The sequence below is a fragment of the Chryseobacterium sp. genome, from assembly GCF_022712095.1.
GTDB lineage: Bacteria > Bacteroidota > Bacteroidia > Flavobacteriales > Weeksellaceae > Chryseobacterium.
The window spans coordinates 17,071-31,158 of sequence record NZ_JALAHD010000179.1 but is presented as its reverse complement, the minus strand read 5'-3'; the positions used below and the strand labels follow the sequence as shown (position 1 = coordinate 31,158).

Annotated in this window: 12 protein-coding genes and 1 tRNA gene; 8 read left to right on the top strand and 5 right to left on the bottom strand. The window is 35.9% G+C overall.

Features of this window, described 5'->3' with window-relative positions; all coding sequences use genetic code 11:
- The first annotated feature begins 118 nt into the window (after positions 1-118).
- Complete coding sequence (locus Q0A18_RS09415) at positions 119-2,650, top strand: ATP-dependent Clp protease ATP-binding subunit (protein WP_292009900.1); 2,532 nt, start codon at positions 119-121, stop codon at positions 2,648-2,650.
- 63 nt (positions 2,651-2,713) lie between these two features.
- On the opposite strand, the gene Q0A18_RS09410 is transcribed toward Q0A18_RS09415, so the two are convergent.
- The gene (locus tag Q0A18_RS09410) at positions 2,714-3,241 is read right to left on the bottom strand and encodes a hypothetical protein (RefSeq protein WP_292009899.1); all 528 of its coding nucleotides are present in this window, start codon (positions 3,239-3,241) and stop codon (positions 2,714-2,716) included.
- A gap of 108 nt (positions 3,242-3,349) precedes the next feature.
- Between Q0A18_RS09410 and mnmA the strand changes: the two genes are divergently transcribed.
- Together mnmA and Q0A18_RS09400 are read left to right on the top strand one after the other, a co-directional pair.
- Complete coding sequence (gene mnmA / locus Q0A18_RS09405; RefSeq protein WP_292009898.1) at positions 3,350-4,537, top strand: tRNA 2-thiouridine(34) synthase MnmA; 1,188 nt, start codon at positions 3,350-3,352, stop codon at positions 4,535-4,537.
- 152 nt (positions 4,538-4,689) lie between these two features.
- Entirely contained in the window at positions 4,690-5,916 is a 1,227-nt protein-coding gene (locus Q0A18_RS09400; RefSeq protein ID WP_292009897.1) for a DUF6051 family protein, read from the top strand.
- Positions 5,917-5,928: 12 nt separating this feature from the next.
- On the opposite strand, the gene Q0A18_RS09395 is transcribed toward Q0A18_RS09400, so the two are convergent.
- Entirely contained in the window at positions 5,929-6,672 is a 744-nt protein-coding gene (locus tag Q0A18_RS09395) for a LytTR family DNA-binding domain-containing protein (RefSeq protein ID WP_292009896.1), read from the bottom strand.
- A 40-nt stretch (positions 6,673-6,712) separates the two neighbouring features.
- On the bottom strand, positions 6,713-7,006 hold the full coding sequence (locus Q0A18_RS09390) for a 2TM domain-containing protein (protein ID WP_292009895.1): 294 nt from the start codon (positions 7,004-7,006) through the stop codon (positions 6,713-6,715).
- A 251-nt stretch (positions 7,007-7,257) separates the two neighbouring features.
- Between Q0A18_RS09390 and Q0A18_RS09385 the strand changes: the two genes are divergently transcribed.
- Both Q0A18_RS09385 and Q0A18_RS09380 read left to right on the top strand, forming a co-directional pair.
- Positions 7,258-8,673, top strand: coding sequence for an aldehyde dehydrogenase family protein (locus tag Q0A18_RS09385; RefSeq protein WP_292009894.1), 1,416 nt, complete (start codon positions 7,258-7,260; stop codon positions 8,671-8,673).
- A 50-nt stretch (positions 8,674-8,723) separates the two neighbouring features.
- A complete protein-coding gene (locus tag Q0A18_RS09380; RefSeq protein ID WP_292009893.1) occupies positions 8,724-9,530 on the top strand; it encodes an AraC family transcriptional regulator in 807 nt (268 codons plus the stop codon).
- Positions 9,531-9,597: 67 nt separating this feature from the next.
- Here Q0A18_RS09380 and Q0A18_RS09375 read toward each other — a convergent pair.
- Positions 9,598-9,672, bottom strand: a tRNA-Val gene (locus Q0A18_RS09375).
- Positions 9,673-9,717: 45 nt separating this feature from the next.
- On the bottom strand, positions 9,718-10,959 hold the full coding sequence (locus Q0A18_RS09370; RefSeq protein ID WP_292009892.1) for a folylpolyglutamate synthase/dihydrofolate synthase family protein: 1,242 nt from the start codon (positions 10,957-10,959) through the stop codon (positions 9,718-9,720).
- A 96-nt stretch (positions 10,960-11,055) separates the two neighbouring features.
- Between Q0A18_RS09370 and Q0A18_RS09365 the strand changes: the two genes are divergently transcribed.
- Genes Q0A18_RS09365 through Q0A18_RS09355 form a run of 3 tightly spaced genes read left to right on the top strand, consistent with a single transcriptional unit; the run spans position 11,056 to position 14,079 of the window.
- Positions 11,056-12,402, top strand: a complete 1,347-nt coding sequence (locus tag Q0A18_RS09365) for a TolC family protein (protein WP_292009891.1) — start codon at positions 11,056-11,058, stop codon at positions 12,400-12,402.
- A 1-nt stretch (position 12,403) separates the two neighbouring features.
- A complete protein-coding gene (locus Q0A18_RS09360; RefSeq protein ID WP_292009890.1) occupies positions 12,404-12,994 on the top strand; it encodes a SprT-like domain-containing protein in 591 nt (196 codons plus the stop codon).
- 2 nt (positions 12,995-12,996) lie between these two features.
- Positions 12,997-14,079: a mannose-1-phosphate guanylyltransferase gene (locus tag Q0A18_RS09355; RefSeq protein WP_292009889.1), complete on the top strand. Its 1,083-nt coding sequence runs from the start codon at positions 12,997-12,999 to the stop codon at positions 14,077-14,079.
- The last annotated feature ends 9 nt before the right edge of the window (positions 14,080-14,088 follow it).

The following is a 14,088-nucleotide window of genomic DNA, read 5'->3' as shown; positions in this document are numbered from 1 at the left end:
CAATGAGATAATAAATTTTTTTTCTGCCATAAAGTCAGGAATTCATTTTTGGTAAAATATTTGTAATTTAGTTATTGAATAAAAGATAAGTCTATCTTTATTCTAATAGAGATATATTATGGATTATAAGTTTTCACAAGGTTTGAGCCAAGTGTTCAAACAAAGCAAGAATGAGGCTAAAAGGCTGAAAAGTGAATTTCTTAATACGGAACATCTACTTTTAGGTATTATAAAAACGGAAAACTCTGCAAAAGAAATCCTTCAAAACCTTAATGCCGATTTAACACAAATCAGAAGAAAAATTGAAACTCTAAATACAGCAAGTTTAAATCCTATTTCTGAGGAGGTCACTAATATTTCCTTCACGAAGATGGCGGATCATGCTATCAAACGTGCGGAACTGGAATGCAGACAATATAAAAGTAATGAGATTAATACCGTTCATTTGCTTTTAGGTATTCTTTACAAATATGAAGACCCTACTTCAAGTATTCTGGGAGCTTATGATGTGGACTATGAAGGAGTTTCAAGAGAGTATATGACAATGCTTAAGAACTCAGGAGAGGCACCACGAATGAGTGCTTATGATGATGACGATGAAAGAGAAGAATTCGAGCAGATGAGAAAACCGACAGGAAATTTAGGCTCAGCAAAAAGTAAGACACCTACTTTGGATAACTTTGGTAGGGACCTTACGGCATTGGCAAGAGACGGAAAATTGGACCCTGTAATCGGTCGTGAAAAAGAAATAGAAAGAGTTTCTCAGATTCTATCAAGAAGAAAGAAGAACAATCCTCTACTCATTGGGGAACCGGGAGTTGGTAAATCAGCAATTGCTGAAGGATTGGCTTTGAGGATTCAACAGAAAAAAGTGTCGAGAGTCCTTTACGGTAAAAGAGTGATCACATTGGATCTTGCCAGTTTAGTGGCAGGTACAAAATACCGTGGTCAGTTTGAAGAAAGAATGAAAGCGATTATGACAGAGCTGGAGAAAAATCGTGATGTAATTTTATTTATTGATGAGCTTCATACGATTGTAGGGGCAGGAAGTTCTACTGGAAGTCTTGATGCCTCCAATATGTTTAAGCCTGCTTTGGCAAGAGGGGAAATTCAATGCATCGGTGCAACTACTTTAGATGAATACCGTCAGTACATAGAAAAAGACGGAGCTTTGGAAAGAAGATTCCAGAAAGTAATGGTGGAACCGACTTCAATTGAGGAGACTATTCAGATTCTGAATCAGATCAAAGATAAATATGAAGAACATCACAATGTAATCTATACTCCGGAAGCTATTGCAGCGTGTGTCAATTTGACATCAAGATATATAACTGATCGTTTCTTGCCAGACAAAGCGATCGATGCTATGGATGAAGCCGGTTCAAGAGTGTACATCAAAAACATGAAGGTTCCTACCGAAATCATAGATTTTGAAAAGAAAATTGAAGATATAAAAGAACTTAAACAAAAAGCAGTAAAAGCTCAGGATTATCTTGAAGCAAGAAAGCTTAAAGATGAAGAGGAACGTTTACAGATGGAACTGAATTCCGCACAGGAACAATGGGACAAGAATGTAAAAGAGAAAAAAGAAACAGTAACAGAAGAGAATGTAGCGGAAGTCGTTTCCATGATGAGTGGTGTACCTGTAACCAAAGTAGGTAAAAATGAGCTTGATAAACTTGCTCAAATGGATGATAAGCTGAACGGTAAAGTAATCGGTCAGGAGGATGCTGTGAAAAAGGTAGTAAAAGCTATCCAAAGAAACAGAGCCGGTCTTAAGGATCCTAACAGGCCTATTGGAACATTCATATTCCTGGGAACTACGGGGGTCGGTAAAACAGAGCTGGCAAAAGTAATGGCTCGTGAGCTATTCGATTCCGATGAAGCTTTGATCAGGATAGATATGAGCGAGTACATGGAGAAATTCGCTGTTTCCAGATTAGTGGGAGCGCCTCCGGGATATGTAGGGTATGAAGAAGGTGGGCAGCTGACAGAAGCGGTAAGAAGAAAACCATATGCTGTTGTTCTTTTGGATGAGATTGAAAAGGCTCACCCGGATGTATTCAACATTCTGTTGCAGATCTTGGATGAAGGTCACGTTACTGATAGCTTAGGCAGAAAGATCGACTTTAGAAATACAATTATTATCCTGACTTCTAATATCGGAACCAGAGATCTTAAAGATTTCGGAGATGGTGTAGGATTTGGAACGGCAGCTAAAAAATCAACTTCAGATTCGAGAGCGAGAGGAACCATTGAAAATGCTCTTAAAAAGGCATTTGCTCCTGAGTTCTTAAACAGAATCGATGATATTATTATCTTCAACTCCCTTGAGCAGGATGATATTAAGAAAATCATTGATCTTGAGCTTAATAAGCTGTACAGTAGATTAGAGAAATTAGGATATAAAGTGGAATTAACTGAAGAAGCGAAAAACTTTATTTCTGAAAAAGGATGGGATAAGGACTTTGGTGCAAGACCATTGAAGAGAGCCATTCAGAAGTATATTGAAGATCTGTTGGCTGAAATGTTGGTAAATAAACAGCTTTCAGAAGGAGAAACAGTGGTTCTGGATGTTAATGAAGCTAAAGACGGACTTGCCGGAAAAGCTCAGAAACCAAAAAAGACGACTGAGAAGTCATCACAATAATAAATAATTTGATTTAATAGAAAAGCATCAGAGAATTCTGATGCTTTTTTTAGTATTTTCATATTAAAGTCCTACAACGAAACCTATATTGGGAACCAATCCGCTGGAGAAAATACTGTCATTTTCCTTCCATAAAACATTATACATAACACCGATCTGCATGAAAGCTCTTCCTCCTAAACTCTGCATGTATCCACCTCCCAGATATAATGCGGTTTCTTCACGGTTTGTTTTATAATCATAATATTTATCCTTATAGTCTATAAAGTAATGCTGAAGGTTTCCGCTCAAATAAAAAGACCTGCCGATATAATAATTAAGGAAAGGACCTACTCCGAACATGGTGGATCTATAATAATCAGATGTCTGCCAGGAAACACTTCCTACAACTCCGCCTTCAAGGTCATTGGTTAACCGATAACCGACTCTCGGAGATGCCTGTATATAAAATGCACTATTGCTGCCGAATCCTAATCCTATTCCGCCACCAAAAGTCCATCTGTTATTATCCTGAGCAGGAGTGCCTATTGAAATTTGGGAAAACACTGATCCTGAAAATAACAGCATCAATGGAATAGCATATTTTTTCATATAATATCGTTTTTATCAATCCTTAAAATTATAATTTTTTTTGCGAAAAGGATTGTTGTAATTTTGCAAACTTAAGATAAAGACTAAAAATTTTATCAAAAAATTATTATGAAAGTAGTTGTTGGATTATCCGGAGGTGTTGATTCCAGTGTTACAGCCTACCTATTGAAGCAGCAGGGACACGATGTTGTGGCTTTGTTTATGAGAAATTGGAATGATGCATCGGTAACATTAGAAGATGAATGTCCCTGGATTGAGGACAGTAATGATGCTCTAATGGTAGCTCAAAAGTTGGGAATTCCATTTCAGGTAATTGATATGAGTGAACTCTACAAAGAACGTATTGTAGATTATATGTTTGCTGAATATGAACAAGGAAGAACTCCGAATCCTGATATTTTATGCAACAGAGAAGTGAAGTTTGATGTTTTCATGAAGACAGCCATGTCATTAGGTGCTGATAAGGTGGCAACGGGTCATTATGCACAGGTTACTTCAACAGTAGATGAAAATGGGAAAGAAGTTTTTCATCTTTTAGCTGGTAAGGATAATAATAAAGATCAGTCTTATTTTCTATGTCAGCTGAGCCAGGATCAGCTGTCAAAAGCTTTGTTTCCTATTGGCGAACTTACAAAGCCTCAGGTAAGGGAAATAGCAAAAGAAATAGGCTTGGTAACAGCTGATAAAAAAGATTCTCAGGGATTATGCTTTATTGGAAAAGTAAGTCTTCCTCAGTTTTTGCAGCAGCAATTGATACCTAAAGAAGGAGAGATTGTAGAGGTATTTAAAGATTCACCTCTGTTTTCTCAGGAAGTTCCTGTATTTTCCTCTAAAAAAGAAGAACTGGAATTCTTGTCTCAGAAAATCAATTATAAAAAAGAGGACGGAAAGGTAATAGGTAAACATCAGGGAGCACAATTCTTTACCATTGGACAAAGCAAGGGATTAGGAATCGGCGGACATAAAGAAAGCTGCTTTATTGTTTCCCGTGATATGGAAAATAATATTCTGTTTGTGGGAGAAGGGCATCAATTCCCGGGATTATTCAGGAAAGCACTAAAAATTAATAATGCCGAACTTCATTGGGTGAGAGAAGATCTAAGACTTCAGAATGGAGAATCAATGGAAGTAGTAGCGAGAATACGGTATAGACAACCTCTTCAAAAGGCGACTTTATATCAGTTTGAAGAAGCATTTTATATTGAATTTGAAGAACCACAGTCAGCAATGGCTGAAGGCCAATTTGCAGCTTGGTATAAAGATGATGAATTGTTAGGAAGTGGAGTTATTGCCTGAAACAATTAAATTTATATAGAAAAGCGCCTTTAAAAGGCGCTTTTTTTATTATGTCTAGAATATCTTAAGTTCTTTAAAAATATTGATTATCACAATAATAAGACTTATTAAAAGTTATATTTGAAAGATACTAACAATTAACACGATCTGCAATGGAATATTATGAACTACATGAAGTATTGAAAAATCATTTTAATTCCAGAAAAGATAGAAAGGAGATACCGGATTTAAATTTAACTATTGAATCCTTTCCATTTACCTCTCATGTTTGTAATTTACTTCATGGCTCCGGTAATCTGGATTGTTTAAAGCATAATCAACATTTGGAGACGGATGAAGAGGCCTACTTAGCCTATAATAAACCTTCTGTAGACATCAAAGATATTGATATAGAATGTAATAAACACTTTGAATATTATATCCTTAAAAGGGCGGATGTAGAAACTGCAAAAGGATGCATATTGTTTTTTCACGGGTTAAATGAAAAGAAATGGGATAAATATTTGCCCTGGGCATATGAATTGGCCCAAAGAACCGGAAAAGCAGTCATTCTATTTCCCATTGCCTTTCATATGGACCGGGCAGATCCTATCTGGAGTAACCGCCATGAGATGATGGATATTGCTAATTTTAGAAGAAATAAATATCCTGGAAATACCAATTATTCTTATGTAAATGCAGCTATAAGCTCCAGATTGGAGGCACATCCCCAAAGAATTTTCTGGTCCGGCCTGCAAACCTATTCCGATATTATTCAGATAGTAAAAAGTATTCGGGAGCATAGGATAGAAAGTATTGCTTCAGATGCGACTTTGGACCTTTTTGGCTATTCCATCGGTTCATTTCTTTCTATTATTATTAAAATGGCAGATCCTGAATCCTTTTTTAAAGACTCAAAACTTTTTTGTTTTTGTGGCGGTATGACTATTGACCGAATGTTCCCTATTTCCAAATACATTATGGATGCTCAGTCCGCAATCAAAATGCAGTCTGTTTTTACGGAATTGCTGAGTTCGGATTTTAAATCAGACAACAGATTGAAACATTATCAGGATGAGATTTTACATCCTCAGGAAAGCTGGTTTAAGATGATGCTCAGGTACAATTATTTTCAGAAAGAAAGAGAAAAAAGAATGCGTGAGCTCGAATCCCAGATCAAAGTATATGTTCTGGAGAAAGATGAGGTAGCTCCGCCGATAGAAGCGTTAAATACCGTTAAAGGAGGTTATAGAGATATTAATGTAGAAGTTGAGATCAAAGACTATCCTTATGAATATTCCCATATGGTACCTTTTCCTCTAACCACTAAAAATAAAAAAGAGATTACAGAAGCCTTTCATCAGTTCGTAGGATCAGCAAGTGATTTTTATAACAGATGATTAAAGGTAATATTATCCTGCCAGCCACTCTTTAAAATCTTTGACACGGTCCCGGCTGACCGTAATTTCTTCGTCGGGCTGAAATTCCAGATCCACTTTGTAATAAGGAGAAGTGTGTATGTTTCTGATATGCTCTGAGCTGATAATAAACTGCCGGTTAACACGGAAAAATTTTTCAGAATCCAATACGTTTTCCAGCTCATCCAGTGTGAAATCAGACGGATAAACCCTGTCCTGAGTCTGAAGATAGACAATTTTATTTTCACTGAAAAAACAGCTGATCTCGTGTGTTTGAATGATTTTCAGATTATACCCTATTTTTACCAATATTCTGGAAAGGACTGTCTTATCTTTTTTAATCAGTTTTTTAATTTCCTTTGAATCTACCATGTGGTCGGATGGAAGGAAAGATTTGAATTTATTAATAGCCTTAGCAAGATCCTCTTCCGGAATAGGTTTTAATAAATAATCAATGCTGTTTAACTTAAAAGCTTTTAAGGTGTACTGATCAAAAGCGGTCGTATAAATAATAAATGCTTTAGTAGAGACCTTTTCAAAAATATCAAATGACAAACCATCACCTAAAATAATATCCGAAAAGATGAGCTGGGGATGCTCATTTTCTGAGAACCATTGCAAACCGGCTTCTACGGATTCAAGATTGGCTATTACCTCAAGTTCAGGAAAAGAATTGAGCATTCTTTCGAGTTTCCTTGCAGCCGGTTTTTCATCTTCAATGATGACTGTTTTAATCATGGGTTATCGGTTTTCCATTTAAGATTAAAAATAATAAAACTTATTGGTTTCCGGATCTTTTTTCTTTATCCATCAGTTCCTGAATCTTTTTCTCTTCCCATTCTTTTCCGATTCCGAAAACATTGATGGCGTGGGCTACAATTCCAATTCCCCAGCCCAGCATCGGCCAGAAGAACCATAAATGATCAGGTGCTGTTAAAAGGTTGAGAACTAAAAGAAAAGGAATAACCAAACAATAAGAAGTAAGGTTCCCATAAAATCCTTTTATGTCTTTTACTCTTTTTGCTGCTTTCTGGTAAGCTAAATTTTCTTTGTTCAATAATGTTGTGTCCATACTATTTGTTTTTAATGATTTTGTTTGTTTTTCTTGAGTCAAAGATATGATGGACCATGAGACGAAATCAAAATTGTTTTACTGAGCTGTAAAATAAGAATACCGAATCGTAAAAATAAAAGTATAAAACTTGAATATCCACTTTTCAGACAGGTAGCATGAACGTTTAAACAAAGTGAAATTGAACTTTTAAGCCAACCTTAAAGTTATTGTAACAGGTAATTTTGTAGCAGAACTTTAAAGAATACGATATGAAACTTATTAATGAAATCTACATTAACGGAAAGTTTGTAGAACCCCATGGAACAGAAACATTTGACTTAATAAACCCCACTACTCAAGAGCTATTAGGGAAAGTAAGATTAGGCGATGTGGCAGATACACAGAATGCTATTGCTGCTGCGAAAGAAGCTTTTAAAAGTTTTTCTAAAACGACAAAAGAAGAGCGGATAGGTTATTTAGAGAAAATGTATTCAGCAGTATTAAAACGGAAAAAAGAGCTTATTGATATTATGGTAGAAGAATATGGTTCTCCTGTTCAGTTTGCAACAGCATCTTTCCAAAATGCTGTGGGTTCCATAGCTACCAATGTTGAAGTTCTTAAGAAATTTGGTCTGGAAAAGAAAATAGGAAATGCTGTTGTTACGAATAATCCTGTAGGTGTAGTGGGAATTATCAGCCCATGGAATGCCAGTAATGGATTTATATGTACAAAATTATCAACAGCAATTGCAGCTGGTTGTACAGCTGTTATTAAACCCAGTGAAATGAGCGCGATGCAAACTCAAGTTCTTACAGAATGTTTACATGAAGCAGGACTACCTGAAGGAGTATTTAATATTGTAAATGGACTGGGAAATATTGTGGGAGCAGAAATAACTAAAAGTTTAGATATAGCTAAAATATCATTTACAGGCTCTACAATGGTGGGGAAAACTATTGCAAAAGACGGGGCTGAAACCCTTAAGAAAATTACGCTTGAATTAGGCGGAAAGTCTGCCAATATAATTATGGAGGATGCAGATTTGTCCATAGCTATCCCTCAGTCCCTCGGGCTGGCTTTTATGAATAGCGGACAAGCGTGTATAGCGGCTACAAGGCTCTTGGTTCCTGAGTCCAGAGTAGATGAGGTTAAAAGTAATCTTAAGCAATATGTGAATACTATAACTGTAGGAAATCCTGAAGACGAAAAAACTAATATTGGTCCGATGGTAAGTGTAAAGCAATATGAAAGGGTACAAAGTTATATTAAGATAGGAATGGAAGAAGGTGCTGAAATTTTAAGCGGAGGTTTAGGACATCCTGAAGGATTGGAGCATGGCAATTTTGTAAAGCCAACTGTCTTTGTGAATGTAACTAATGATATGCGTATAGCCCGTGAAGAAATATTTGGACCGGTATTATCTGTTATTACTTACAAGACCTTGGAAGACGCTATTGAAAAAGCTAATGATACAGCATATGGGCTGGCAGCTTATATACAAACTAATGATGAGAAACAGGCATATCAGGTTGCTAATCTGCTTGAAGCAGGAACGGTAGCCGTCAATGGATTTAAGCATGAACCTTTGGCTCCGTTTGGTGGAATGAAACAATCAGGAATTGGACGTGAATTCGGAGAGTATGGATTAGAAGAATATATGGAACTTAAAACAATTCTAATCTGATATTAGCTTACATTTGGTAAAGATAATCAGGTTCCTAATTTTATAATACAATGGATATTTTGCGGAAAAATAATTCAAAGATTCTTGAAACCTGCTATTTTACACGCAGCAGAGAAGGAGAACAATTTATTCATGAACATGTGTTCAGTTTCCAGATGGCAGGTACACTAACATTAAGTGATGGGAAGAAAACTTATCTGTCAAAAGAAGGAGATTTTCGTTTATGCAGAAAAAACAGGCTTGCAAAATTTGAAAAAAAACCGCCTGAAAATGGAGAATTTAAAATTATCTCGATATACCTTGACCAGGAAATGCTGCAGAAATTAAGTAAAGAGCTTAATCTGAAAGCAGAGAAAACAACTGGAATACCGGATACGCTAATCACAATAGATCCGCATCCTTTATATCAAAGTTTTGTAGATTCTCTTTTTGTTTACCTTCAGCTTTCGGAAGAAGAACAAAGTGTATTAATGGAAACAAAAGTCAGAGAAGCAGTACAAATCATGTTGAAACTGAATCCGGAATTAAAAAATGTATTATTTGATTTCAGTGATCCCGGAAAGATTGATATTGAATCTTTTATGCTGAAAAACTTTCGATTTAATGTGCAGCTTAATCGTTTTGCTTATCTGACGGGAAGAAGTCTCAGTACTTTTAAGCGGGATTTTGAGAAAGTCTTTCATACGACTCCGAGCCGCTGGCTGACACAGCATCGTTTAAAGGAAGCTTATTATCTGATTAAGGAAAAAGGGGAGAAGCCTTCGGATGTTTATGTAGAGGTGGGTTTTGAAGATCTGTCTCATTTTTCTCATGCATTTAGAAAACAGTTTGGAGTATCGCCTTCTATGTTGAGGTGAGTGAAATGATAAAAAAAGAAAATTGGCTTAAATAAAAAAATCTCCCAGATTTCTGAGAGATCTTTTGTGGGTCCTGAGGGATTCGAACCCCCGACCCTCTGGGTGTAAACCAGATGCTCTGAACCAACTGAGCTAAGAACCCTCTTTGGAGATTTTCTCGTTTAGAGTGGTGCAAATATACAACTTCTTAAGAAATCTGCAAATTTTTTTCTAAAAATTCTCCTACAACAAAGTTGCTGCCACCGATAAAAATCATTTCATCTGTCGTACATTTCTCTTTTGCAGAAAGATACGCTTCCTGAACAGAATCAAAGAGTTTGTAAGTTATCCCAGCCTGAATCAATAAATCTTCATATTCTTTTGGGTGTCTGCCCCTGTGTATGGCGGGCTTAGCAAAATAAAACTCTGAATTTTCAGGTAACAATTGCATCACTTCATCAATCTTTTTATCATTGACGAACCCAAGGATAATATGTTTGTGAAGATGTATGCTGTTTAATTGGGAAAATACATATTCTAATCCGGCTTGGTTATGTGCTGTGTCACATATGGTTAAAGGGTTTTTTGAAAACTCAAACCACCGTCCGATGAACCCTGTATTTTCATGAACTTTCAATAGCCCATTTTCTATATCTTTATCATTAATTCTGATATTCAGTTTTCGGAGTTCTTCAATAAGTGCTGCAACTACTCTGATATTTTTTTGCTGATAAATACCTTTTAAATCTGATGTAAGCTCTGTTTTTAATAGAGCAGCATCTATGAAATCCGCATTTTCCTGTGCCGCTTTTTGTTGGAGGATATTTTTTACGGTATCATTTTCATCTCCGGAAACAACAGGAATATTGGCTTTTATAATGCCTGCCTTTTCGTAAGCTATTTCTTCAATGGTATCTCCCAGGATATTTTGATGATCAAGCTGAACATTGGTAATTGCCGAAACTAAAGGTTTGATAATATTGGTAGAGTCTAGCCTTCCTCCCAGGCCTACTTCAATAATTGCAAAATCCACCTTTTGATCATAAAAATATTCAAAAGCCATTATGGTGGTGAATTCGAAAAAAGAAGGGCGGATTTCTTTAGGGAGGGTTTTAAGTTTTTGGATAAAATTAAAAACGAATTCTTTATCGCAATTTTTGCCATTCACTTTGATACGCTCTGTAAAATCGATCAGATGGGGAGAGTTATATAACCCTACTTTATATCCTGCTTCCTGAAGAACAGAGGCAAGCATATTGCTGGAAGACCCTTTGCCGTTTGTTCCTCCGATATGGATACATTGGATTTTTTGCTGAGGATTTCCAAAGAAATCGCAAAGCTTTATTATATTGTCCAGTCCGGGTTTGTAGGCCTTTTGTCCTTCAATCTGATAATTGGGAGCCTGTATAAAAAGCCACTCTATCGCTTCCTGATATTGTTCATTTGTCATAGTGCAAAATTCCCAAAAGTTTTACTAAAATGAAACATTAATTTTAAAAACTGTAACGTTTTTATTTTTGGTTCGTCTAATTCTGAAAAGCTTAATATGAAAAAAGTTTGGATTTTTGTTTTTGGAATAACTTGTATGGGATTGAATGCCCAAAAAAAATGGTCTTTGCGGGAATGTGTTGACTATGCAGTAGAGCATAATCTTCAGGTTATTCAGAATCAATATTCAAAACAAGTTCAGGATGCTAACCTGAAAATAGCCAAAAGAGAATACTTGCCTTCTGTATCAGGAAGTATGTCCAATAGCGCAAGTTTTGGACAGACATTATATGTGAATACAAGTGTTAGAAATGATAACTTTAGTAATAGTTCTAATTTGTCTGCCAATATTCTTGTCTATAATAACGGGAGATTAGAGAAAACTATCAGAAAAACTGAATACGATGTTGAAGCTAGCCAATACGATATAGAAACGGTTAGAAATAATATATCCTTACAAATTGCACAGGAGTATTTAAATACGCTTTTGAATAAGGAAATTGTAAAAATTTCACGAAGTGCAGTTGAAAATGCTCAAAAACAATACGACAGATCCAAAATTACTACAGACGTTGGAACGACTGCACAGACAGTTCTGGCTGAAGCTGAAGCGGCATTGGCAAGAGAGAAACAGAATTTAAAAACGGCTGAAATTAATACTTCAAGAAGTTTATTTTCATTGGCTCAACTTTTACAGCTGCCAGACTATAAAAATTTTGATGTAGAAGATGTTAATATTCCGGATGAACTGACTCCGGAACTCAGATCCGTAGATGAGGTACTGACTACAGCTTATGAAACACAACCTCAGATAAAAGCTGCCGAAAGCAGAATAAGATCTGCCGAAGCGCAGACAGAGGTTGCTAAAACATCTTTTTGGCCTACAATTACTGCGAGTGCTGGGGTCGGGAGTTTTTATAATAACCGTCTAAATACGAATATTACAGGAGTAGATGAATTTGGTAATATAGCCTATGAAAGAAATTTTTTCCAACAATATAAAGATAACTTTGGACAGAATATCGGGGTTTCTTTAAATGTTCCCATTTTTAATAAGGGAATCACCAAGCTGCAGGTAGAGCAGTCTAAAATCAATGAAAGTATCGCTAAAAATACCTTCGACCAGCAAAAGCAATCTGTAAGAGAAAGTGTACAGAAAGCTCAATTTGATGTAGATGCTAACTATGAAGCGTATTTAGCCGCTGTAGAAGCTGCTAAAAGTTCTAAATTGTCTTTGGATTTTGCGGATAAGAGCTATGCTGCGGGTAGAACCACCATTTTTGACCTTAATATTGCCAGAAATAATTATGCCAATGCTGCAGGTTCTGTAGCTCAGGCAAAATTTAATTATCTTTTTAGCCTTAAATTGTTGAATTTCTATGCGGGAATTCCACTAAGTTTGTAAAATGTCAGTTCAGTCATTAGAAAAATATTTGCCACAAAACACATTGAAGTATTTAAAAGTTTGGTTTTCAGACTTTTATATTCATATAAAAATTACACGAGACCGAAACTCAAAATTGGGTGATTATAGAAAAATGCCGGACAATTCTCATGAGATCACGATTAATTCTACATTGTCTCCTCAACTGTTTTTCTTTGTCCTCACCCATGAGTTAGCCCATTTAATTGCTTTTGAGAAATATGGAAGAAGGATATCTCCTCATGGACACGAATGGAAATCTACTTTCCGGTCTATGCTTCTTGAAAGTTTGGATATATATGAAGAAGACCTGAGACCTATTATTATCAGATTTTCAAGATCTCCTAAGGCGAATTTCATGGCAAGCCCGGATTTGGTGAAATATTTTCATGTTAAAGGTGATAATGATAGTTTTGTATTTATAGAAGAGTTGAAAAGCGGGGATTGTTTTATGTACCGCAACGAGAGGTATTTGTTAGAGGGTCTCATTAAAAAAAACTATCTTTGCCTTAATTTGGCTACTGGGAGAAAGTATTCCTTCAAACCCTTAGCAAGAATTGAAAAATGTAGTTAAGAATGTCAAAATCAGATAAATACTGTGTGATAATGGCTGGAGGAATCGGTAGCCGGTTCTGGCCTATGAGTACACAGAAGTTCCCTAAGCAGTTTCAGGATATTTTAGGGGTAGGAAGAACAATGGTTCAGCAAACTTATGACAGGATCAGTAAAGTGGTTCCTAAAGAAAATATTTTTGTAATTACCAATAAGGAATATGTTGCTCTTTCTCACCAGCAATTACCAGAACTGCCTGAAGGAAATATAGTAGGAGAGCCTATGATCAAAAATACAGCAGCATGTAATATGTACATGGCTAATAAAATAGCTGAAATTGATCCTGAAGCTACTATGATCGTTTTACCTGCTGACCATCTTATTCTTAAAGAACAAACCTTTTTAGAAAAAGTAGAACTGGCCTTTGAGCTTGCTTCAAAAAATGACTATCTCCTTACATTAGGAATTACTCCTACAAGACCTGATACTGGTTACGGATATATTCAGTTTGTGGAGAAAAAAGGATCTGATTATTTTAAAGTTAAAACATTTACAGAAAAGCCAATCCTGGAAATCGCACAGAATTTCCTGGAAAGTGGGGACTTTTTGTGGAATGCAGGAATATTTATCTGGAATGTGAAGAGTATTCATCATGCTTTTGAAATGTATTTGCCGGAAATGACCCAGCAGTTTATGGCCTGTGAATATAATTCAGAAAAAGAGGAAAATTGTATTGAGACCATTTATCCTAAAGTGCAGAAAATTTCTATTGATAACGGGATTCTGGAGAAAGCTAAAAATGTATATGTAATTCCTGCCGATTTAGGGTGGAGTGACCTGGGGACCTGGACTTCAGTTTATGAAAATACTGAAAAAGATGAAAATAGCAATACAGGAAAATTAAAACATATGCTGACTTATAATTCAACCGGAAATATCATCCAGATCAAGAATAATAATAAAGCGGTTGTTATAGACGGACTAAAAGATTATATAGTGGTAGACACGGATAAGGTTCTTTTGATTTGTCCGAGAGAAAATGATCAGCTGATCAAAGATTATGTCCTGGACCTGAAAAACCTTAAAAAAGGAGATAAATTCATATAAACTTCTTTG